The sequence below is a fragment of the Ruminococcus sp. Marseille-P6503 genome (assembly GCF_900604945.1).
GTDB lineage: Bacteria > Bacillota > Clostridia > Oscillospirales > Ruminococcaceae > FB2012.
Window position 1 is genome coordinate 308830 of the sequence record NZ_UWPB01000002.1, and the last position, 21252, is coordinate 330081.

The window sequence follows — 21252 nt, forward strand, 5'->3', positions numbered from 1 at the left end:
GATTTTATATATGGATACTTTGCTAACAGACGAGCAGCTTGAATTCTATGAGGACAGAAAAAAGGCTGTTGAGGAACAGGAGCTTCGCGGCAAGCAGTACGCCCTCCTGACAAACATCGAATTCAAGCGCGTTATCATGCACATTGAAGGAGAGCTGAAAGGCTTTGACAATACTAAGGGGCTTTCGGCAAGATTTGTTACCAGGAACAGAAGGCTTGTGTTTTATCCTCAGCATTTTGACGTAAACGGCAACCTGTTTCACCTGACCTTTAATATAATGAGCGTCAATAACGAGAGTCCCATTGAAACCGGAAATTACTATCTGGTGATCTTCAGGGAATACGAAGGCATGGAGGCGGAATTTTCCCCTGAGATCATCGGCGACCCCAATACCGAAATCGCAGTCCGTTCAGGTACGGTTTACCGGATAACCTACGACGAAAACGGAAACGCCGCGGAAAAACAGGAGCTTACAAACGAATATCCGGCGTTTATTTCACCAGACTTTGAATGTGAAATAAACAAGCTTAAGGATAATCCTCTTAATTTCAGGCTCAGGAGAAGCGCCGGCAATCTTTTCTACTGCGACTCGACGACCGATATGGATACAATGGAATATTCGGTAAACGTGGAATATAAGCAGCCCCAGCCTCCCCAGACGCTTTTCAGACGGACTAAAAAGAAATGGACCGAACGCAAAAACAAGATCGTCAGGGATTTCAACGCCTTCAACCTGTTTTTATACAGAGGCTTTTTCAGGCTGTTTACAAAGTTTGCAAAGAAAAAGGGCAATATAATCCTGTTTGCTTCCGGCTCGAGAGCTGAGATAGGAGGAAACGAAAAGGTCATCTACGACAGAATGATCGAGCGTGGTCTTGATAAAAAGTATAAGTTCCGCTTTGATTTCAAGGAAAGCATAAATATCAAGCGCAGCAGCCTTAAAATGCTGAGATTCACATGGTATCTTGCAACCTCTGATATAATCATTATAGACGACTATTATCCTGAGATATACAAGGTGGATTATCCGCCCAACGTCAAGATCCTCCAGGTGTGGCACGCCTGCGGAGCTTTTAAGTCTCTTGGCTTTGAAAGACTGGGAAAGCCGGGCGCTCCGCCGTTTAACACAAGGGTCCACAAATGCTACACCCACGTTCCCGTAAGCTCCTATCACTCGGCAAAGCACCACGCCGAGGGCTTCGGAATAGACGAAAGCAAGTTTTATCCCGTCGGTATCCCCAGAACGGATATCTTTTTTGACGAGGAATACAAAAAGAATACCCGTCTGATGATGCTGGAGGAATTTCCCGCCTGCAAAAACGCGTCTAAGGTTTATCTTTACGCTCCGACCTTCAGAGGCGAAAATGCCGAAAACGCATATTTCCCCTTTGACCGGTTTGACCTTAACGTATGGGGAGAATTTCTGCGGCAGACAAATTCGGTTCTTATTATAAAGCTTCACCCCTTCGTTACAAGGCGGGTCGAGATACCGCCGGAGTATTCCGATATTATCATAGACGCGTCGGATTACCGCGAGGTAAACGACATACTGTTTATCGTAGACGTGCTTATAACCGATTACTCGTCTATTATATACGAAATGTCGCTGCTTAAAAAGCCTATGCTCTTTTTCGCGTTCGACCGTAAATACTATGAAGCGACCAGAGATTTCTATGAGCCCTACGAGGAGCTTGTTCCGGGAAAGATCGTCCATTCCTTTGACGAGCTGATGGAGGCGCTTAAAAATCAGGACTATCAGTTCCACAAGATGGACAGCTTTATAAAGAAAAATTTCACCTATACAGACGGAAAAGCCACCGACAGAGTGATCGACCAGCTGATCATGGGACTTCCGCCTGCTGACAGCGGTACAGGAAAGGATTGATTTGTATGGATTCACCGCAGAAGGGAATGATCTCAGTTTCAATGATGTGCGTAAGCATCGACCAGACCCTGGATTATCTTGCGGCTTTTGAGAAAAACGGCGTAGAGCTTCTTCACATAGACGTTATGGACGGAGATTTTGTGCCTAATATCACGCTGGGCACCGATTATGTCAGACAGCTGAGAAAACTTACGAAAATACCCTTTGATTTTCACTTCATGGTTACCGAGCCGGAGGAAAAAATGAAATGGTACGATATACAGGAAAACGACTATGTCGCGGTGCATTACGAATCCACAAGGCACATCGACAAATGTATGCAGTATATCAGAAGTCTGGGAGCAAAGCCTATTCTCGCGCTTAATCCGGGAACTCCCATATGCGTGATCGAGGAGGTTCTGGATTATCTGGACGGCGTTCTTGTCATGAGCGTTAATCCCGGCTTTGCGGGACAGAAGCTTATTCCCGGCACCCTTGAAAAAGTAAAAAGGGTAAGAAGCTTTCTTGACGAAAGAGACAGACAGGACGTTATCATCGAATCGGACGGAAATATGTCGAACGAAAACGTCCGGCTGGCCTACAGGGCAGGCTCGCGTATTTTCGTAGCGGGAACCTCAAGCATAGTAAAGCCCTCTCTTGACGGCGTGGACGAAAGGATCGCCGAAAAGAGAAAACATATGACGCTATAAAACTACAGCATTGCCGCAGACGCTTTTGCCCTGCGGCATTTTTCATTATCAGGCATTAAATACTTCACCCCTTCACTTACAGGCACAAAAGGGGCGGAGGTTGCACGCAAACGTGCAACTTTGCTTAAAAAAATTATGCTTGATCCCAAAATTCGTATTTCTGTACAAAAATCCAATGGAACATTTGTGCAAAGCGACGGCAATTTTTTTGTTTTTAAACCGCCCCGTATATTTCGGCGCAAAAAGCAAATAATATTGTCAGCGTGAATAAGCTTATAAAATTACGGATTGGAGGATTGTCCTCGCAGCTACGCTTCACGTCTGCTAAAGGCTGCGCAGGACGGAAATAATGGATATAAAGTTAAGCAAATCTCAGTATTCCCAAATGTACAAGAAAGCTTCAGAGGGAACCAAGTGGTATCTGACCATACCTAAAGCGTTCGTCATTGGCGGACTTATCTGCGTGCTGGGAGAAGCTTTGCTGAATATGTACTCTTCCTACGGACTTTCCGAAAAAAACGCGGGAACGGCGACCTCGATAACTTTGATTCTTATTTCCGCGGTCCTTACCGGCTTCGGACTTTATGATAAAATTGCCAAGCACGGCGGAGCGGGAACTTTGGTGCCGATCACCGGCTTTGCCAACTCGGTAGTCGCTCCGGCTATAGAATTTAAGACCGAAGGGCTTGTGCTCGGTCTGGGTGCAAAGATATTTATTATCTCCGGCCCGGTGATCCTGTACGGAACGCTGGCAAGCGTCATCTACGGACTTATTTACTATCTTTTCTTCAGGTAACTACAGCTTCCGTTCAGAGGTCTCAGAATCCGCTTACGAAATAAAGCATAAAAAATCCCCGTCCCTGCGGGGAAAATACATATAAACTTATTTATGTGCAAAGAAAAAACTGCCGCTTGCAAACTGCGACGATTTATGTTATTATAAATACAGCGCTCTGTCTGTTTATCATAAGAACAGCAGAGCGGCAGATTCTGATAAAAGGCGGTTATTTCAAATGCTTAAAAATCTGCTTTCAAAAGAAGAATGCGCCGAATGCCGGATATGCTGTTCGTTTGACAGCTACGATCTGTGGGAAACTCCGGTTATCACCAGAAGCAAGGCAAGCCAGATACTTCAGGATTACAAGCCGGAGCAGGAGTTTGTCAAGCAAGGCGGGCATTTCCTTTTAAAAATGGAAAAGGAGCCCGACGCCGATCTCTACTACTGCTCGCTGCTGGATCATTCCAAGGGCTGCATAATGGGAAACGAAAAGCCCTTCGACTGCAGGATCTGGCCGTTCAGGATAATGTCGCTTGACGGGACTAATGTTATTACCCTCTCTCCGGTCTGTCCGATAGTAAAGACCCGTCCGCTGGATAAAATAATGAAGGTATGCTCCGAAATAAGCGGCGAGATATTTGAGGAGGCAAAAAAGCACCCCGAATACGTCAAGCCCTACTTAAAGGGCTATCCTATCATCGCCGTAGAGCGCGACGCTTAATTTGCGTTTAAAACAGCTGAATATAAAACGACAGGGAACGGCGTTTGAGCTGTTCCCTGTCGTTTTCAGCTTAACCGGCATAGCTTCGCCGAGCCTGCCGAAGCAAAATATTATCCGTACTGTTACCGCTAGATCTTAGCGTTGGCGAGCATAAGCTTTATCCGGTTTTCCTGATTTACCTTAGTCGCGCCCGGGTCGTAGTCGATAGCTACTATATTGGCGTCAGGATACGCCTCCTTTATCACTCTCGACATACCCTTTGCCACAATGTGATTGGGCAGGCATCCGAAAGGCTGGGCGCATATGATATTTTTTGTGCCCGTTTCCGCCAGCGCAGCCATTTCCGCTGTAATAAGCCAGCCCTCGCCCATCTTCACACCCTGATGAATGTACTTGTCGGCGCATTTTCTCAGGTGCTCAAAATCATGAGGCGGCTGGAAAACCCCGTGCTCCTCAATGACCTTTATCTGCTGACGCTGGAATTTATACAGAACCTTATAGCCTATGCCGTACATAAGCGTGCGGCTTGTTTTTTTATCATAAAGATCCGCGTCGTTTATCAGATCCGAAGCGCAGTAAAGAATAAAATCAAGCAGCCCCGGCACATTAGGCTCGCAGCCCTCCGACAGCAGAAATTCGTTCAGATGATTGTTCGCCAGCGGCGAATATTTAACATATATTTCCCCTACCACGCCTACTCTGGGCTTTTTCTCCTTTGAACGGGGAATCGCCGCAAATTCTTTCAGCATCGCCTTGTAGATCGGCTTGGGAGAAAGATAATCGTTGGTTTCCATAAGCTTTCCGAGCCGGTGCTGCCACCTTGCCAGAAGCTGGTCGGTTATATTGGGCGTAAGCTCATAGGGCTTGCACTGGTTATACAGCAGCATGAGCATATCGCCGTACATAACGGCGTATACCAGCCTGAGCGCTATTGCCGGAGTCATCGGAAACGCCGGATTTTTTTCAAGTCCGCTGAAATTCAGGGATATAACCGGAACCTGCGGAAACTGAGCCGCTACCGCCTTTCTTATAAGGTGAATGTAATTTGAAGCTCTGCAGCCTCCTCCCGTCTGGGACATAAGCAGAGCAGTTTTGTTCACGTCGTATTTTCCGCTTTTAAGAGCGTCCATAAACTGCCCGATAACCAGAAGGGCAGGATAGCAGGCGTCGTTATGGGTGTTTTTCAGTCCCTCGTCTATAACGTTTCTCGAGGTGTTCTGCAGCAGCTCCATGTGATAGCCGTATTTTTCATATATTTTTATTATAAGCTTAAAATGTATCGGAAGCATATCGGGGATCAGTATCGTGTAATCCTTTTTCATATCCTCGGTGAATACCGTTTTATATACGCGCTCCGAGCCCATTTTAGCTGTTTTTTCCTCGCTCACTTCGCGTTCTCCTCCTTTTCCTCCAGAGCGGCGGCCAGCGAACGGAGTCTGATCTTCGCCGCGCCGAGATTTGTTATCTCGTCTATTTTCAGCTGAGTGTACAGCTTTCCTTTTTCCTCGAGAATAGCTCTTACCTCGTCGGCAGTAACGGCGTCGATTCCGCAGCCGAAGGATACAAGCTGAACAAGCTGCATATCATCGTTCTGACAAACGTACTGAGCCGCCCTGTAAAGCCTTGAATGGTATGTCCACTGGTTAAGCACGTCAAGCGGGGGACAGTCAACCAGTCCCGCCACGCTGTCCTCCGTAACGACCGCGAAGCCAAGAGAGCCTATAAGCTTATGTATTCCATGATTTATCTCCGGGTCGATATGATAGGGACGTCCCGCGAGAACGATTATCTTCTGACCGTTCCTTCTCGCCTGAGCGATTATCTCCTGAGCCTTTCTCTCAATATGGCGGCGGTGTCTTATCTGCTCGGAATAAGCCCTGTTAAGCACCGAAGCGACCTGCTTGGCAGTGATCCTGTAGCCTGCAAGCGACGCCGCGACTACCTTTGCAACGTGCTTTTTGATATTTATATCCAAATACGGAGCGATGAAGTTGCCGCTGTTAAGCTCGGGAATATTAGCTTTTAAAAGCTCCGGGTAATAAGCGACCACAGGACAGTTGTAGTGATTATCCGACTGCCCCTCGTCAACGTTATAGCTCATGCAGGGATAGAATATGAAGTCCACGCCCTTGTCAAGCAGGCTCTGAATATGACCGTGACATATCTTTGCAGGATAGCATACGGTATCCGAGGGAATGGTCTGCTGTCCCTTGTAATAGGTATCTCTTGTGGATTCCTCCGAGAACACTACCTCGAAGCCCAGCTCGGTAAGAAGGGTATGGAAAAACGGCATAAGATCGTAAAATTCCAGCGCCAGCGGGATACCCGCTCTTGCTATGGGCTTAGCCGGCTTTTTCTTCTCAAAATCCAGAATACGGTTATATTTGTATTCTACCATATTTTCAATACGGTTTTCCAGCTTTATTCCCGCTCCCTTTTCGCAGCGGTTTCCGGAAATAAACCTGTGGCCGTCGTTGAATTTTATTACGGTCAGACTGCAGTGAGCGGTACAGCCTCTGCACTGAGTCGCCATTGAGTTGTAGGCAAACTCCGTAAGCTGCCTCCTGTTCAGCAGACCTGAGGGCTTTGTGCCGCTCTTTGATTTTTCCATCGCGAAGAGAGCGCAGCCCAGCGCTCCCATAAGCCCGGCTATAGCCGGACGGATAACGTTCCTGCCAAGCTCCGTTTCAAAGGAACGCAGAACCGCGTCGTTAAGAAAGGTTCCTCCCTGAACGACTATGTTCTTTCCCAGCTCCTCCACCGACTTGGCTCTTATTACCTTGTAAATAGCGTTTTTGATTATAGACGAGGAAAGCCCCGCGGAAATATCCTCAACGCTCGCTCCGTCCTTCTGAGCCTGCTTTACGGAGGAATTCATAAACACCGTACATCTTGAGCCAAGCTCCACAGGCGCCTTTGCAAAAAGCCCCAGCCTTGCGAACTCCGATATTTCATAGCCCATCGCCTGAGCAAAGGTCTGTATGAACGAGCCGCAGCCGGAAGAGCAGGCCTCGTTCAGCATAATGCTGTCGATAGCGTTGTTTTTTATCTTGAAGCATTTGATATCCTGTCCGCCTATATCTATGATAAAATCGACGTCGGGGCAGAAATACGCCGCCGCCTTGTAATGAGCCACGGTTTCAACAATACCGTAATCAACTCCCAGACCCGCTTTTATCAGATCCTCCCCGTAGCCGGTTACCGCCGAGGACCTGATATTAAGTCCGTCGGTGCATATGGAATATATCTCCTCCAGCTTGGCGGCGATAACGTCAAGAGGCTGACCCTTGTTTGAGCCGTAATACTGGTACAGAAGCTTTCCCTCAGGAGTTATAAGCACAAGCTTCGTAGTGGTCGAGCCGGCGTCTATTCCCAGATAGGCGTCGCCCCTGTAGGTCTTTATATCCTCATATTTAAGGTCGGACTGCTTATGCCTTTCAACAAATCTTCTGTAATCCTCCTGCGACTCAAACAGAGGCTTTCCGGTTACGATCGAATCCTTTGCCTTTGCGTTCAGTATCTTATCAAGCGCCTCGTCTATAGTCATCTCCTCGCCCATTTGCTGAGCGTGGAGCGCCGAGCCGTACGCCATAAAGCAGGGTGCAAGCTCAGGGAAAACCGCATTGTCCTCGTCTAACCCAAGAGTGTCCACAAACGCCTTTCTGAGTCCGCTGAGGAAGGAAAGAGGTCCTCCGAGGAAAAGCACCTTACCCGCGATTTTTCTGCCCTGCGCCAGTCCTGAAACCGTCTGATCAACTACCGCCTGAAAAATAGAAGCGGCAATATCCTCTTTTTTTGCTCCCTGATTGAGCAGCGGCTGAATATCTGATTTTGCAAAAACGCCGCAGCGCGAAGCAATAGGATATATCTTTTCAGCATGGAGCGAAAGCTCGTTCAGCTCGTCCGGAGCAACGCCCAAAAGCCCCGCCATCTGGTCGATAAAGGCTCCGGTTCCTCCGGCGCAGGAGCCGTTCATTCGCTGCTCGACTCCGCCGGTAAGGAAGATTATCTTCGCGTCCTCTCCGCCCAGCTCGACAACCACGTCGGCGTCGGGATAAGCCTTGTTTACCGCTGTAAAGGCAGAGAATACCTCCTGAACAAAGGTTATTCCGCAGGCTTCGGCGATTCCCAGCCCCGCCGAGCCTGTAATGGCGATTTTAAACGTTTCCGCCGGATAAAGCTCTCTTATCAGCCTGAGCTGTTCTCCCACCGTTTCGCGGACCTTTGAAAAATGTCTTTCATATTTATTGTAAACAATGTTATCTCCGTCAAGAATAACGGTCTTGACTGTCGTAGAGCCTACATCTATACCAAGGCTGTAAATTTTATTCATCAGCATTACCTCTTTGCTATATGTATTTCGTATACTTTTATATTATATCATAAACTTTGCAAAAATCAAATACTTTTTCCCGTCTCGGCAAAACTTTAAGACATTATACAAAAATCAATTATTATTAATTCGCAAATTATGCAGATCAAAGCAGGATAAAATAGAAAGGATTTACAACCTGCCGCGGAACATTGCTTCCGGCAAAACGCAAAAGCGTTTGATCCTGATCTGATATAACATATATACAAACCGGACGTCCGAAAATTGTTCAGTATATATAAATTGGAATGTCATGGCTTAAAGATTTTCCGCATATCCCTTGACTTTAACAGGGAAAAGTAATATAATAATAATGTTAATTTATTTTTAATTTCATGGAGGGTATTATAATGGGTAGAGTTTATAATTTTAGCGCCGGCCCCGCCGTGCTTCCCGAGGAGGTTCTTAAAGAGGCTGCCGAGGAAATGATGGATTACAAGGGCACAGGAATGAGCGTTATGGAGATGAGCCACCGTTCAAAGGCGTTTGACGACATCATCAAGGGCGCCGAAAAGGATCTCCGCGAGCTTATGAATATTCCCGACAACTACAAGGTTCTTTTCCTTCAGGGAGGAGCTTCTCAGCAGTTTGCGGCGGTTCCTATGAACCTTATGAAGAATAAGAAAGCGGCTTACATAATTACAGGACAGTGGGCGAAGAAAGCCTATCAGGAGGCTCAGAGATACGGCGAAGCCGTTGCGGTCGCTTCATCAGCCGACAAGACCTTCTCCTATATCCCCGACTGCTCTGATCTGGATATTCCTGAGGACGCGGACTATGTGTATATCTGTGAAAACAACACTATCTACGGCACAAAGTTCAAGGAGCTGCCTGACACCAAGGGCAAGACGCTTGTGGCGGACGTTTCCTCCTGCTTCCTTTCCGAGCCTGTCGACGTAACCAAGTACGGCGTTATCTACGGCGGCGTTCAGAAGAATATCGGCCCTGCCGGCGTTGTGATCGCAATTATCCGCGAGGATCTTATCAGCGACGACGTTCTGGAGGGTACTCCTACCATGCTGAAATGGAAAACTCAGGCAGACGCCGATTCCCTTTATAACACCCCTCCCTGCTACGGAATCTACATCTGCGGCAAGGTATTCAAATGGATCAAGAAAATGGGCGGCCTTGAGGCTATGAAGGCTCATAACGAAAAGAAAGCCAAGATACTTTATGACTTCCTCGATCAGAGCAAGCTGTTCAAGGGCACTGTTGAGCCTAAGGACAGATCGCTTATGAACGTTCCTTTTGTAACCGGAAACGAAGAGCTTGACAAGAAATTCGTTGCAGAGGCAAAGGCGGCGGGCTTTGAAAACCTCAAGGGTCACAGAACCGTAGGCGGAATGAGAGCTTCCATCTACAACGCTATGCCTATCGAGGGCGTTGAGAAGCTTGTTGAGTTCATGAAGAAGTTTGAAGCGGAAAACGCTTAATTAAAGAACGAGCGGCGACGTTTATGAGACCGGATTTTCAGCTCAGCGACGAATATAAAAAAGAATAGCCCGGCAAAATACGCATTAAAGCTGCCGCGGTATGCTTTGCGCTCGCAGTCGCCGGACTGCTGATTGTCAGGATAATTTCATAGCGATCATTAACCGCTTATCACATTTTTTGGGAAGAGGTAATTACAATGTACGAAATTAAAACCTTAAATAAAATCGCCGCCTGCGGAACAGATATTTTCGACAAGGCAAAATACTCCGTAAGCGACAACGCGGAAAACCCTACGGCTATTATGGTTCGTTCCGCAAAAATGCACGATATGGAAATGCCCTCTGAGCTTCTTGCTATCGCGAGAGCCGGAGCGGGAGTAAACAATATTCCCGTAGACAAGTGCGCGGAGCAGGGAATCGTTGTTTTCAATACTCCCGGCGCCAACGCTAACGCGGTTAAGGAAATCGCGCTTTGCGGTCTGCTTATGGCTTCAAGAAAGATACCCGAGGCAATGCAGTGGGCGCAGAGCCTTAAGGGCAGCGGAGCAGAGGTCGGAAAGCTGGTGGAAAAAGGAAAGAGCAATTTTGCCGGCTGTGAAATAATGGGCAAGACTCTGGGTCTTATCGGCCTGGGAGCGATCGGCGGAAAGCTTGCAAACATCGCTATATCACTGGGTATGAACGTTATAGGCTACGACCCGTTCCTTTCAGTAGGCGCGGCTCTCAGCCTTAAGCCGCAGGTAAAGGTAACCGCCAATATCAACGATATTTACGCCTGCGCCGATTATATTTCCCTGCACCTTCCCTACAACGCGGAAACAAAGGATACCATTAATAAGGAAACTATCGCGCTTTGCAAGGACGGAGTAAAGCTTCTTAACTTCGCAAGGGGCGAGCTTGTAAATTCCGCCGACATCATTGAAGCTGTCGGAAGCGGCAAGGTTTCAAGATATGTCGTTGATTTCCCCTGCGACGAGATTCTCGGCGTGGAAAATATCGTAGCTATCCCTCATCTGGGCGCGTCCACCGAGGAATCAGAGGACAACTGCGCTGTAATGGCGGCAAACGAGCTTATAGACTACATTGAGCGCGGAGCTATCAGAAATTCCGTAAACTTCCCCAACGCGGAGCTTGCCAAGACCGGCGACGCTCTCGTATGCGTGCTTCACAAAAATACTCCGGCAATCATTTCACAGGTGACCGCCGCGGTTTCAGATAAGGGCGCAAATATTGAAAATCTTGTCAACAAGTCCAAGAAGGATTGGGCTTATACGATGTTGGACGTAAACGGCGAGGTCGATGTCGAGGCTATCAATGCCGTTGAGGGCGTCGTTAAGGTAAGAGTTCTTTAATTCATACGTCGTAAAAGGGCTGTTCCGCAGCAGATAAAGCTTTGCGGAACAGCCTCTTTTCAATGATAACAGGAGAAATTGACTATGAGCGAAGTTATGTCTGCCGTTTTATTTCTGGGATTGCCGATGTGCCTTTCCTATTTTGTCTACAGGCTTATTGACCGAAGCGGAAAAATAGTCAGAAAGCTTACGGAAAATTGTCCTTTTATCGAAAGACATAAGTTTCTTGTCCAGATAGGCGGAATGGCAGGCTTTGTGCTTGTTTTCGGCATTATTTCCATACTTGCCGGAATACCCAAGGAGGTCTTTTACGCTGTCTCCGGACTTGCTGTAGGGCTTATAAACGGTATTTCCGCCGCGATGATGTACAGCGAATAGTGTGTTTTATTATAATAAATAACCAAGCGGCTGCCTTAATACGGCGGCCGCTTTTGCTTTGATACATATGCCGTTTATTTTATCCGTAAATCTCCTCCGCGCTCTTTCTGTCCGCGTCGTTTATCATCAGGTCGGGGCTTACTATATAGCAGGGCTCTCCGTCCCGTATGAAAACGCCTTTCAGATAACGGGTATAGGCTTCCTTTGAAATAGGAACACAGGGCTGTATATCTTCGGCGGAAACGTCTGTCATTACGGAAATCGTATCGGTAAGTATCCCTATCTCAAACCTTCCGCCGCTCTCCCCGTTGGCATAGGCTATTATTATACAGCTTCTGTCGGTTATCTCCCCCTCGGGAAAACCGAACCTCAGCCGCGAATCTATTACCGGAACGGTCTTTCCGTCCGTCATGCACGCTCCCGCAAAATAATAGGGAAACTCGGGTATTTTATACAGTCCGCCTGCAACGATTATGGACTTTATATACTCAAACGCAACTGCGAATTTTCTTCCTCCGGATAAAAACAGAAGATATTTTCCCGCACCGCTGATATTTTCCAAAACAGTCCCGCCTCCTTTAAGCGTTCAGCCTTAAATTTATCTCAGCGGCAATATCCTCCGGCGCCGCCTGCTTATCGACCGCGCCCAGCTCGAAAGCCGCTTTCGGCATTCCGTATACAACGCAGGAATCCCTGCTCTGACCAATATTATACGCTCCGGCGTCCTTCATAAGCTTCAGTCCCTTTGCGCCGTCGCTTCCCATTCCCGTCAGAATAACTCCTACGGCGTTCCTTCCGGCGCAGTGAGCCACCGATTCAAACAAAACGTCCGCCGAAGGGCAATGCCCCGAAACTCTTGAGCCTTTGTCGCAGGAAACGAAATATCCCTTTTCATCTCTGAAAACTCTCATATGCCTGTTTCCCTGCGCGATCACAACCATACCCGTTTCAAGATAAAGACCGTGGCTGGCTTCCGTTACAGTCAGGCTGGTTTCACCGTTGAGCCATTTGGCATACATCCCGGTATAGCCCTCCGGCATATGAAGCACCACGGCTACGGGAGGCGGCGACGAGCCAAGACCCCTGAGCAATTCCGGCAGGACCTCGGTGCTTCCGGTAGAGCCTGCAACGGCAATTATTCTCCGGTCAGGCACAGCGTTTTCCGTTCTGAGAGTAAAGTATTTTCCATTGCATTTAACGCATTTTAAATTAAGAGCAAGCTTCAGCGACTGCTTCAGCTGAGCTTTGAAGCTTTCATACGATCCGCCGCCTACGGGCTTGACGATAAAATCAGCAGCTCCGGCTTCAAACGCCGCTGCAGCGTACTCGCTTGTGCCGGAGCAGACGATTACCGGAACCGCATACTGAGGAATAAGCTGTTCAAGAAAATGCAGACCGTTCATTCTTGGCATTTCAATGTCAAGTATGATAAGGTCCGGCTTCAGCTTCTCGATTTTATCTCTGGCGTCGTAGGCGCTGCCCGCCGACGCACAGCTACAGAAGCCCTCCGCGGAATCGACTATTTCTCCGGCGATCCGGCAGAAAAGCTGGGAATCGTCCGCAATGAGAACCTTTTTATCCGCCATTTTCTTTTCCCTCCCCCGCTGAAAGCTTTCTGTATACCGCCGGCTCCTCCATTGCGTAAAGCTCCTTTTCCGCGCATATCTCCGAATGTCCGATATAGAGGTAACCGCCGTCGTTTGTAGCGTCGTAAAAACGATTTATCAGCCTTGCCCGCGTAGGCTCGTCAAAATATATCATTACGTTCCTGCATATGATCAGATCAAATTTACGCTTGAAATTGATCTCGTCCATAAGATTATGGTATCTGAAAATAACGTCCCGGCGCAAACCGTCCCTGACCTGATAGGTCCCGTTTGCAAGGCGGATAAAATATTTATCTATCCATGCACCCGGCAGGGCTTTAAGCGATTCCTCAAGATAGATTCCGTTCTTTGCAGATCTCAGGGCCTTAAAGGAAATATCCGTCGCAAGTATCCTGGTATCCCAGAGATATTTCGACCCGCCGAAAAATTCGTCCGCGCACATAGCAAAGTTATAAGGCTCGTTTCCGAAGGAACAGCCGGCGCTCCAGATGGAAAGCTCCCTGCCTCCTCTTCTCCTGACGGCTCCGCTCAGAAAAACCTCGCTGAAATGCCTGAAATGCTCTTTTTCCCTCATAAAATATGTATAATTAGTAGTCAGACGGTTGATGACGTTCGCCATCTCATTGCCCGTTCGGTCCCGGTATACTGCGTCAAGATATTCCGAAAAATTGCTGTAGCCGCTGTCAAGCACATAATTGGTCAGACGGCTTTCAACAAGAAATTTCTTTTCATACAGATCAAGCCCGTATTTCGCCTTGATAAATCCGGCAAGACGCATGAAATCGCCGTCGCTCAGCTTCATTGACACCAAGACCCTCCCTCTTTTTTAAAACGCTCCTCCGGCGCACCCGCGTTATTCCTTTTCCGCAAGGCTTACGCAGTCGATAAGCTGTATCCGCTCGTTATCCCAGTCAACATAGCCGCTTACAAACGAATCGCCCACAGGCGACCTAGCAAAACGCTCCTCCGGATAAACCACAGCGTCGCCGGCGCTCTCCACAATTACTCCGTAGCCCGACCCGTTGGCCTCTACTACGATAATACAGCTTTTTTCATTATACGCTCCGGCTGAAAGTCCCAGGCGTTTATTGAAATCCATCACCGGGATAACCTTTCCCCTCAGGTTTATGACCCCTTGGATATATCCGCCTGCAAGAGGAATACGGGTTATATGAGGTATTTCAATAATATCCCTGACAGACATTATGTCAAACGCGTATTTTCCTCCGCCGCTGTAAAAGGTCAGCATACGGCGGCTTCCGGCGCTGTCATTCATCTGCGTATACCTCCTCGCTTCCGTTATCGCCCGACGGCGTTATGCCATGAGCCTTAAATATTTCGTTTACTCCGGCAATAAACAGTATGCTTCCGTCCGCCAGTACCGAGCAGCCGATAAGACCCTTTTCTTTGAGATTAAATCTTGAAAGCAGGGGCGAAAAAGGCTTTACCACCACCTGCTGGTCGGAGGTAAGCTCGTCCGCAAACAGAACCGCTTCTCTTCCTTCCTCCGCGCAGTAGAGCATTATGCCCTGAGTCAGCTCCTGTTTCGCGCTTCCAAGTCCGAATACCTCGGAAAGCCTCAGCACCCTCAGGCATTTTTCCCTGAACATAACCAGCTCGGTTCCTCCCGGATCTGTCACAAGCTGCTCCGGACGCGCCCTGAACACTTCTCCTACGGAGGATATCGGAACCGCGAAGCCCTCTCCTCCCGCGACAACGCCCAGTACGTCGATTATCGAAAGCGACAGCGGTATTCTTATGACAAACTCAGAGCCTGCTCCCGGTTCCGAGCTTACGCTGAGCTTTCCGCCTACCTTTTCAATATTGCGGCGTACAACGTCCATTCCCACTCCTCTGCCGGAAAACTCGGTCACTTCCTCGTTTGTGGAAAACCCGGCTTTCATTATAAAGTCAAAGCATTCGCTTTCGGTATACTCGCTTTCCGGCTTGGTCAGCAGACCGTTTCTTTTCGCCTTTGCCAGCAGCCTTTTCGGATCCATTCCGCTTCCGTTGTCGGAACATTTTATCACAACCTCGGAGCTTTCATAGCCTGCCGAAAGCACGACCCTCGCCGGCTCGGTCTTTCCCTGCTCCTTGCGCTGACTGTCGGTTTCTATTCCGTGATCCAAGGCGTTTCTTACTATGTGCATCAGCGGATCGCCCAGAATATCTATTACCGACTTGTCCACCTCGGTATCAGCTCCCTGAAAGACAAGCTCAGCGTTTTTACCCAGCTTTTTATTCATATCCCTGACAATCCTGCTCATCTTTGAGAAAACCGAGGAAACCGGAACCATTCTTATAGACATTACCACGTCCTGAAGCTCGTCTGTAAGCTTTTTCAGCTCTCTCGAAGATTTTTTGAACCTGTCAAGCCTGACGCCGGATTTTTTCAGATCCGGGCTGGACGTTACCGCCGATTCCGCTATGACTATCTCGCTTACCAGCTCAAGCAGTCTGTCCAGCTTTTCAAGCCGCACCGATATGATACTGCTCTGCGCGCCCATTTTATCGGTATGAACGGCAGGCGGTTCTCCAGGCAAAGACGACCGGCTGCCTGAATCGGATCTCTCTGCAACGCCGTCTTCGTCATCTCTCCCGGGACGCTTCACCTCCTCGGCGGAAACCACGTCTATACCGTTCTTTAATGTATCCAAAGCCTTTCCGGCGTCGTCCGTCAAAAGCTTTATATACAGCCCGCTGTGCAGAATCTCGTCTCCCGCCGAATCGCCGTCCAGATCGTCAGGTATTGTGGATAACACCCGGGCACAGCCGCCAAGCGCCTTTAAAAGCACCATGCTCCTTATCGCGGGCATAAAACAGCCGTCCTTGTAAACCACCCTAAAGGTTTTTATATCGCTGCTTTCCCCCTCGGGAAAAAGCTCCGTTTCCGATAACGTATGCCCTCCGTCCGAAGCGTTTTCCGTATGCTTCAGCTTTTCGGCAAAGGAACGTATAACCGCTGCCAGCTTTGAAAAATCAGTAAGCTCCGCAGCTTCGTCCGCAAGCGTTTCAGTTTCGTTTTTAAGGCAGTCGCAGCTCTCAAAAAGCAGCTCGTAAAGCTCCGCCTTGTCGTAGCTTACGGACGGGTCCTCCCGTATAACGGAAAACAGATCCTCGACGGCGTGCGCCAAAGCAGACATATTGCTCAGCCCCATCATGGCGGCAGAGCCTTTTACGGTATGCATTATCCGGAATATCTCATTGACGTCGTCTCCCGAGATACCGCTTTTTTCAGTACGCATAAGTATTTCGTCAAGGCTTTCCAGGAGCCCGTCCGTTTCAAAAACAAACGTGTCCAGCAGCGGCAGCATACCGGCGTCGATTTTAGCCATACCTTTCCCTCCTTCCGTATCAAACAAGCCCGCCGTACGGCAAGCCTCAGGGCTGAAAGCCTGTCCTGAATGTACGGATTTATATTTTCTGAATCTCCATAAGATAGCCCTCCCGTATGCAGATATCTATAACCTTGTCGTAGGGCAGGCTTTTGACCTTATGGTACTTTGTTTTCTCCGCGTTTGTGTATACCTTTAACGTACAGGTCCCGTTTTTTCTCTGAAAAATATTCCTCGACACCGATATCTTACTGATATTCTTCTTGGGAATAACTATCTTGTGAAACTGATACATAGGACAGTAAACAAGCGTGCAGTACCCGTTTTTAAAGCCCATGCGGGTGGAAAACGCCGCGTTTATCTGAACTATCAGCAGCCATACGAACGGAATGACCGCAAGAACCATTATGATATTTATTTCTTCATGCCACTTGCTTAATATAAGCTTTGCCGCCGTTCCCGCCGCCGGAGGAATGAAGCACAGCATCGCGGGGATCAGCATAAACCTCATCAGGTCATGCCTGCCCGTGGATATTTCTGTTTTCGGCTTGGGAACCGACGGCTCAAGGATTTTAAGAGAAGCCCACATCTCCCTGTCTGTGGTTATAGGAATAAGGGCGGAAAATTCCCGTCTTTTCTTGCCGTAGCCTGTGCAGTAAAGCGTAACGGAGCTTATTTTGAAAATTTTCATCAGCAGCGTCTGCTGAAAATCAAGGAAGTTTATCTTTTCACGGTTGATAACGTGCTTTCTTTTCGTAGCTATACCGCTCTGGACAATAAGCTGAGAGCCGCATCGGGTGGCGGTAAAGCTCCAGTGCCGCATAAGATTCGCGGTAAATGAAATCATCCAGCCTCCCAGTACAATCCCGCCCAGCACCAGCACCGCCTTTGGAATGGTGCTTGAAAGCCGGAGGAAATGGCTGTCTATTTTTATTATCTCACCGTTTACCCTGCGGATAAACTGCTCCTCCATCTTTCTGCCCAGCTCGTTGCCCGCAAACCTGTAGACCTCGAACATAAACGTTCCAAACAGGATCATTCCCGAAAGGGTAGAGGAAAACAGCAGAGAAAAAACAAGAAGATAGGTTTTTTTCGGCGATACCGAAAATTTAGGCAGCTTTTTTCCCTGTCTTGTAACTACCTCATAGATCTCTCCCACGCACTTTTCCGAAAGCACCAGCTTTATATCGGTTTTCGGTATCGAATCGGCATTGGTTTCAATAAACATGGTACAAGCGTTTACCGCGTTGTAGATATAGCCCTGCGTACATGAAAAGGTGGTTATCTCGCTGAAATACACCTTGGTAGTCAGGATACCGAACAGTCCGGTGTGAGCGATAATACCGTCCTCCTCGATCTCATAATAGATAAAGAGCCACCGTAAAACCGCAAACGCGAATATCGCGATTATAGTCAGGATATCAAGCCAGTTGGTTCTTATCCAGCTGTGAAAATCAAACCTTTCCGCCACAAGATACTTAGTTACGGGTATAAGCAGCAGCCATATATTCTTTGACGTGTAATTTATAATTTTTATCGGATGCTGACGTCGTCTTAAAAACGATCTGAGCCGGCTCTTTTTTTCCTTTGCGGCAGCCCGAACCGCCTGAGGTCCATTCAAATCAGCGCCTTCCTTTCTCTTCGCCGATAAACGCCGCGGCGGTCACATAATCAGCTTAAAATGCAGTATTTAAACGCAGCGCCGCGGCAAACAGCTTTATTCAGTCTTATCCTAAACCTTCCTGCTTCTTATAATATCATTTATATACCTGGTCGCCTCCAGACAGTCGTCCTTTCTCATAAACGCGAGGAGAATTTTTGAACCTAGCGCGTTTATTATTATAAAATTCAGTCCGGTAAACCTGCTGAGCGGCGTTATTACAGTCGTTACAGACTTGACCGAATCCATCGGCATAAATTCGCTGGTAAGGGTAAACATTCCGCTGTACTGCACTATCTCGTCATGAGAAATGCTTATCATGGAATGTCTGAAATACATGGGTATCATTACGCAGGAGAAAAAAGCGTGCACTATCCAATATGCCGCTGCCACATATATATCATATTCGCCTATAAGCGGAATAAGCAGAAAGATAGCCGCTGTTACCGCGACAAGAACAAAGGTAAGCAGGATATAGATAGACGCTGCCGCTCTCTTCGCTGGCTTGTATTTATACATATATATCAGTGTTCACGTCGGTGAGCGTTTGTCACGTCGGCGAGCATATCCTCCTTTCGGCTTACTTTAACTCGGAGCAAAGCCCGATGTAAGCATGCTTAACATCGGCTGCGACGAGGAAACCTCACCGCAGGAGCTTTAGCTCCGCAGGAATTCAGCGAGGAATTATATCGCCCGCTGAACGACCGAATGAACTCCGCCGCCTTAGGAAGGCGGGGGACATCGGTGAATAGGTTATAAAAGCTGCCTGAGCTGTACCGGCAGCAGCGCGGGAAAAGCTTTTTGCTGTAATAAATCCCATAAGACAGGCATATCATTAACTGACAGTCTTTCATCAGGAAAGGAATCGTTTAGCAAATGGACAGAATAAGCCTGATATGCCACAAGCTTTCCTCTCTGATCTGGGGATATCCCGTGCTGATACTTATGCTCGCTTCGGGAATATATCTTTCCGTCAGAATGGGCTTTCCCCAGCTTCATCTCATAAAGATCCTCAGAAACACGATCGGAACACTCTTTAAAAAGTCCCCCGATCCTGCTTCCGCCGGTTCAAAAGGCGCTTTTTCACAGCTTCAGGGCTTTTCCACCGCCCTTGCCGCCACGGTAGGAACAGGCAGCATAGCCGGAGTCGGCACCGCCGTTGCCGCCGGAGGCCGGGGAGCGGTATTCTGGCTGTGGATCTCCGCCTTTTTCGGCATGGCTTTATCCTATACCGAAAATATTCTGGGCGTAAAATACTGCGCGGATTCAAAAACAAAGGGCGCGATGAGCTATATGGAAAAGGGTCTTGATTCCAAATGGCTTGCCGTAATTTTTGCCGTTTGCTGTACTCTCGCCTCTCTCGGAATGGGCTGCATGGCTCAAAGCAACTCCATTATATCGGTATGCAGCGGAAGCTTCTCCCTTTCAGTACCGCTTACCGCCGCCGCTGTCGTTATCCTTACCGCGTTTACCGTTTCCGGCGGCAGCCGTCTTGGCAGGGTCGCCGAACGGCTCGTTCCGCTGATGTCGCTGTTTTACATTGCAGGCTCATTAATAGTTATATGCAGAAACATCGCTCATCTTCCCTCCGCGTTGCAGGATATTTTCCGTGAAGCATTCAATTTCCGTTCGGCGGCGGGAGGCATTTCAGGCTTCCTTGTAAATTCCGCAGTTGTCGTCGGACTTAAAAGAGGCGCATTTTCAAACGAAGCGGGGCTTGGCTCTACCGTAGCCGTTCACAGCAGCTGCGAGATAAAGGATCCCGTAACTCAGGGAACATGGGGCATGGCTGAGGTCTTTATAGATACTATGGTCATCTGCACCCTTACCGCGCTGACCCTTTTCACCAGCGGTATAGACATAGCCGACGGAGGGGCGGACGTTATCTGCAAAGCCTTCGGAAGCGGTCTGGGCTCCTTCGGAGAAATATTTATAGGGATCTCCATAGCGCTTTTCGCCTTCGCTACCATAGTCGGCTGGTTTTTCATCGGACTTAAAGCATGGGAATACCTGTTGCCGAAAAAAACTAAGCTCTATAAAATAATTTTTCTGCTGTGCGCCTACGCGGGGGCCGTTACCTCCGTTTCACTGGTATGGGAAATATCCGATATTTTCAACGGACTAATGGCAATACCCAACCTGACCGCGCTGCTGCTGCTTTCAAACGAAGCGATAGCCCAGCACAAAAAGCGGAGTCTATAGCGCCGCGCCCGCGTGTCTTGTCACATGACAGCCAACGTTCACCGAAACGGGAAGTCCCGCGATATGCGTCGGGGCTTCTTCTATATTTACGGCAAGACAGGTCTGGGTTCCTCCGAAGCCCTGCGGTCCTATTCCGAGCCTGTTGATTTTTTCAAGCATTTTTTTCTCAAGCTCCGCGTAAAGGGGCTTGGGATTTCTTATGCTTACGCTCCTGCAAAGAGCTTTCTTGGCAAGATAAGCGCACTTTTCAAAATCTCCCCCGATACCCACGCCGATAACGATAGGAGGACAAGGATTCGAGCCTGCCGCCGCGCATACGCCTACGACCCAGTCGACGATCTCGTCAGCCGTTACCGAGGGGGTCATCATTTTCAGCTGCGACATATTCTCGCTTCCGAAGCCCTTGGGCGCAACGGTTATGAATACCTGCTCTCCCTCAACGATCCTTGTATGGACTACCGCCGGAGTATTATCGCCCGTATTAACCCTTTCAAGAGGATCGCTTACTATCGAGCAGCGCAGTCTGCCCTCGGTATAGCCTCTCGCTACGCCCTTGTTTATCGCTTCGCTGAGCGAGCCTCCCACAAAGTGAACGTCCTGACCTATGTCCATAAATATGACCGCCATTCCGCAGTCCTGACAGATCGGTATGGTTTCGTCCTTTGCAACCCTTATGTTTTCGATTATATCGTCAAAAACATTTTTCCCCGCGAAAGATTTCTCAGCCTCCGCGCCGCGCCTTATGCACTCCTCCATATCCTCAGGAAGATAAAGGTTAGCCTTAATGCACAGGTCCCTGACCGTGTTTTCAATTTCCGATACGTTGATTTCTCTCATTGA

General features: G+C 48.4%; 18 protein-coding genes. 8 read left to right on the top strand and 10 right to left on the bottom strand.

The window, feature by feature from the left end; translation table 11 throughout:
• Window positions 1-10: 10 nt before the first annotated feature.
• The 4 genes from EIH25_RS07475 (at window position 11) to EIH25_RS07490 (ending at window position 4073) form a co-directional block, all read left to right on the top strand.
• Complete coding sequence (locus EIH25_RS07475) at window positions 11-1885, top strand: CDP-glycerol glycerophosphotransferase family protein (protein WP_124100249.1); 1875 nt, start codon at window positions 11-13, stop codon at window positions 1883-1885.
• A 5-nt stretch (window positions 1886-1890) separates the two neighbouring features.
• On the top strand, window positions 1891-2574 hold the full coding sequence (locus EIH25_RS07480; protein WP_243113114.1) for a ribulose-phosphate 3-epimerase: 684 nt from the start codon (window positions 1891-1893) through the stop codon (window positions 2572-2574).
• Window positions 2575-2923: 349 nt separating this feature from the next.
• Window positions 2924-3370, top strand: coding sequence for a stage V sporulation protein AC (spoVAC, locus tag EIH25_RS07485; RefSeq protein WP_164489191.1), 447 nt, complete (start codon window positions 2924-2926; stop codon window positions 3368-3370).
• A gap of 217 nt (window positions 3371-3587) precedes the next feature.
• Window positions 3588-4073 (top strand): hypothetical protein, encoded by a 486-nt coding sequence (locus EIH25_RS07490; protein WP_124100251.1) that lies wholly within the window; start codon window positions 3588-3590, stop codon window positions 4071-4073.
• A gap of 128 nt (window positions 4074-4201) precedes the next feature.
• Here EIH25_RS07490 and EIH25_RS07495 read toward each other — a convergent pair whose 3' ends face one another.
• Both EIH25_RS07495 and EIH25_RS07500 read right to left on the bottom strand, forming a co-directional pair.
• Window positions 4202-5437, bottom strand: coding sequence for a 2-hydroxyacyl-CoA dehydratase (locus EIH25_RS07495; protein WP_124101295.1), 1236 nt, complete (start codon window positions 5435-5437; stop codon window positions 4202-4204).
• 20 nt (window positions 5438-5457) lie between these two features.
• Window positions 5458-8406: an acyl-CoA dehydratase activase gene (locus EIH25_RS07500; protein ID WP_124100253.1), complete on the bottom strand. Its 2949-nt coding sequence runs from the start codon at window positions 8404-8406 to the stop codon at window positions 5458-5460.
• 389 nt (window positions 8407-8795) lie between these two features.
• Here EIH25_RS07500 and serC point away from each other — a divergent pair, with 389 nt between their 5' ends.
• From serC to EIH25_RS07515, 3 genes are all read left to right on the top strand, one after another.
• Window positions 8796-9878 carry a 3-phosphoserine/phosphohydroxythreonine transaminase gene (serC, locus tag EIH25_RS07505; RefSeq protein WP_124100255.1) on the top strand — a complete coding sequence of 361 codons (1083 nt, stop codon included), beginning with the start codon at window positions 8796-8798 and terminating at the stop codon, window positions 9876-9878.
• Between the two features lie 197 nt (window positions 9879-10075).
• Window positions 10076-11230: a 3-phosphoglycerate dehydrogenase family protein gene (locus tag EIH25_RS07510; RefSeq protein WP_124100257.1), complete on the top strand. Its 1155-nt coding sequence runs from the start codon at window positions 10076-10078 to the stop codon at window positions 11228-11230.
• A gap of 84 nt (window positions 11231-11314) precedes the next feature.
• Window positions 11315-11608 (top strand): hypothetical protein, encoded by a 294-nt coding sequence (locus EIH25_RS07515; RefSeq protein ID WP_124100259.1) that lies wholly within the window; start codon window positions 11315-11317, stop codon window positions 11606-11608.
• Window positions 11609-11687: 79 nt separating this feature from the next.
• Here EIH25_RS07515 and EIH25_RS07520 read toward each other — a convergent pair whose 3' ends face one another.
• The 7 genes from EIH25_RS07520 to EIH25_RS07550 all read right to left on the bottom strand — a co-directional run bounded on the left by EIH25_RS07520 (window position 11688) and on the right by EIH25_RS07550 (window position 18729).
• Window positions 11688-12170 carry a chemotaxis protein CheW gene (locus EIH25_RS07520; RefSeq protein ID WP_124100261.1) on the bottom strand — a complete coding sequence of 161 codons (483 nt, stop codon included), beginning with the start codon at window positions 12168-12170 and terminating at the stop codon, window positions 11688-11690.
• 16 nt (window positions 12171-12186) lie between these two features.
• The gene (locus EIH25_RS07525; protein ID WP_124100263.1) at window positions 12187-13194 is read right to left on the bottom strand and encodes a chemotaxis protein CheB; all 1008 of its coding nucleotides are present in this window, start codon (window positions 13192-13194) and stop codon (window positions 12187-12189) included.
• Entirely contained in the window at window positions 13184-14017 is an 834-nt protein-coding gene (locus EIH25_RS07530) for a protein-glutamate O-methyltransferase CheR (RefSeq protein WP_124100265.1), read from the bottom strand. The genes EIH25_RS07525 and EIH25_RS07530 overlap by 11 nt, the downstream gene beginning before the upstream one ends.
• Window positions 14018-14068: 51 nt before the next feature.
• Complete coding sequence (locus EIH25_RS07535) at window positions 14069-14491, bottom strand: chemotaxis protein CheW (RefSeq protein WP_124100266.1); 423 nt, start codon at window positions 14489-14491, stop codon at window positions 14069-14071.
• Window positions 14484-16550 (bottom strand): chemotaxis protein CheA, encoded by a 2067-nt coding sequence (locus EIH25_RS07540; RefSeq protein ID WP_124100268.1) that lies wholly within the window; start codon window positions 16548-16550, stop codon window positions 14484-14486. Before EIH25_RS07540 ends, EIH25_RS07535 begins: the two co-directional genes overlap by 8 nt.
• A gap of 79 nt (window positions 16551-16629) precedes the next feature.
• Complete coding sequence (locus tag EIH25_RS07545; protein ID WP_124100270.1) at window positions 16630-18171, bottom strand: PH domain-containing protein; 1542 nt, start codon at window positions 18169-18171, stop codon at window positions 16630-16632.
• A 111-nt stretch (window positions 18172-18282) separates the two neighbouring features.
• Complete coding sequence (locus EIH25_RS07550; RefSeq protein WP_124100272.1) at window positions 18283-18729, bottom strand: hypothetical protein; 447 nt, start codon at window positions 18727-18729, stop codon at window positions 18283-18285.
• 357 nt (window positions 18730-19086) lie between these two features.
• Here EIH25_RS07550 and EIH25_RS07555 point away from each other — a divergent pair, with 357 nt between their 5' ends.
• Complete coding sequence (locus EIH25_RS07555; RefSeq protein ID WP_124100274.1) at window positions 19087-20412, top strand: amino acid carrier protein; 1326 nt, start codon at window positions 19087-19089, stop codon at window positions 20410-20412.
• Here EIH25_RS07555 and EIH25_RS07560 read toward each other — a convergent pair.
• Window positions 20407-21249, bottom strand: coding sequence for a fumarate hydratase (locus EIH25_RS07560; RefSeq protein ID WP_124100277.1), 843 nt, complete (start codon window positions 21247-21249; stop codon window positions 20407-20409). The genes EIH25_RS07555 and EIH25_RS07560 overlap by 6 nt on opposite strands.
• Window positions 21250-21252: the final 3 nt, after the last annotated feature.

Bases quoted from the DNA above. Each gene is read 5' to 3' on its own strand.
- EIH25_RS07475 (WP_124100249.1), top strand. From the start codon at position 11: ATGGATACTTTGCTAACAGACGAGCAGCTTGAATTCTATGAGGACAGA.
- EIH25_RS07480 (WP_243113114.1), top strand. From the start codon at position 1,891: ATGGATTCACCGCAGAAGGGAATGATCTCAGTTTCAATGATGTGCGTA.
- spoVAC (WP_164489191.1), top strand. From the start codon at position 2,924: ATGGATATAAAGTTAAGCAAATCTCAGTATTCCCAAATGTACAAGAAA.
- EIH25_RS07490 (WP_124100251.1), top strand. From the start codon at position 3,588: ATGCTTAAAAATCTGCTTTCAAAAGAAGAATGCGCCGAATGCCGGATA.
- EIH25_RS07495 (WP_124101295.1), bottom strand. From the start codon at position 5,437: ATGGGCTCGGAGCGCGTATATAAAACGGTATTCACCGAGGATATGAAA.
- EIH25_RS07500 (WP_124100253.1), bottom strand. From the start codon at position 8,406: ATGAATAAAATTTACAGCCTTGGTATAGATGTAGGCTCTACGACAGTC.
- serC (WP_124100255.1), top strand. From the start codon at position 8,796: ATGGGTAGAGTTTATAATTTTAGCGCCGGCCCCGCCGTGCTTCCCGAG.
- EIH25_RS07510 (WP_124100257.1), top strand. From the start codon at position 10,076: ATGTACGAAATTAAAACCTTAAATAAAATCGCCGCCTGCGGAACAGAT.
- EIH25_RS07515 (WP_124100259.1), top strand. From the start codon at position 11,315: ATGAGCGAAGTTATGTCTGCCGTTTTATTTCTGGGATTGCCGATGTGC.
- EIH25_RS07525 (WP_124100263.1), bottom strand. From the start codon at position 13,194: ATGGCGGATAAAAAGGTTCTCATTGCGGACGATTCCCAGCTTTTCTGC.
- EIH25_RS07530 (WP_124100265.1), bottom strand. From the start codon at position 14,017: ATGAAGCTGAGCGACGGCGATTTCATGCGTCTTGCCGGATTTATCAAG.
- EIH25_RS07535 (WP_124100266.1), bottom strand. From the start codon at position 14,491: ATGAATGACAGCGCCGGAAGCCGCCGTATGCTGACCTTTTACAGCGGC.
- EIH25_RS07540 (WP_124100268.1), bottom strand. From the start codon at position 16,550: ATGGCTAAAATCGACGCCGGTATGCTGCCGCTGCTGGACACGTTTGTT.
- EIH25_RS07550 (WP_124100272.1), bottom strand. From the start codon at position 18,729: ATGTATAAATACAAGCCAGCGAAGAGAGCGGCAGCGTCTATCTATATC.
- EIH25_RS07555 (WP_124100274.1), top strand. From the start codon at position 19,087: ATGGACAGAATAAGCCTGATATGCCACAAGCTTTCCTCTCTGATCTGG.
- EIH25_RS07560 (WP_124100277.1), bottom strand. From the start codon at position 21,249: ATGAGAGAAATCAACGTATCGGAAATTGAAAACACGGTCAGGGACCTG.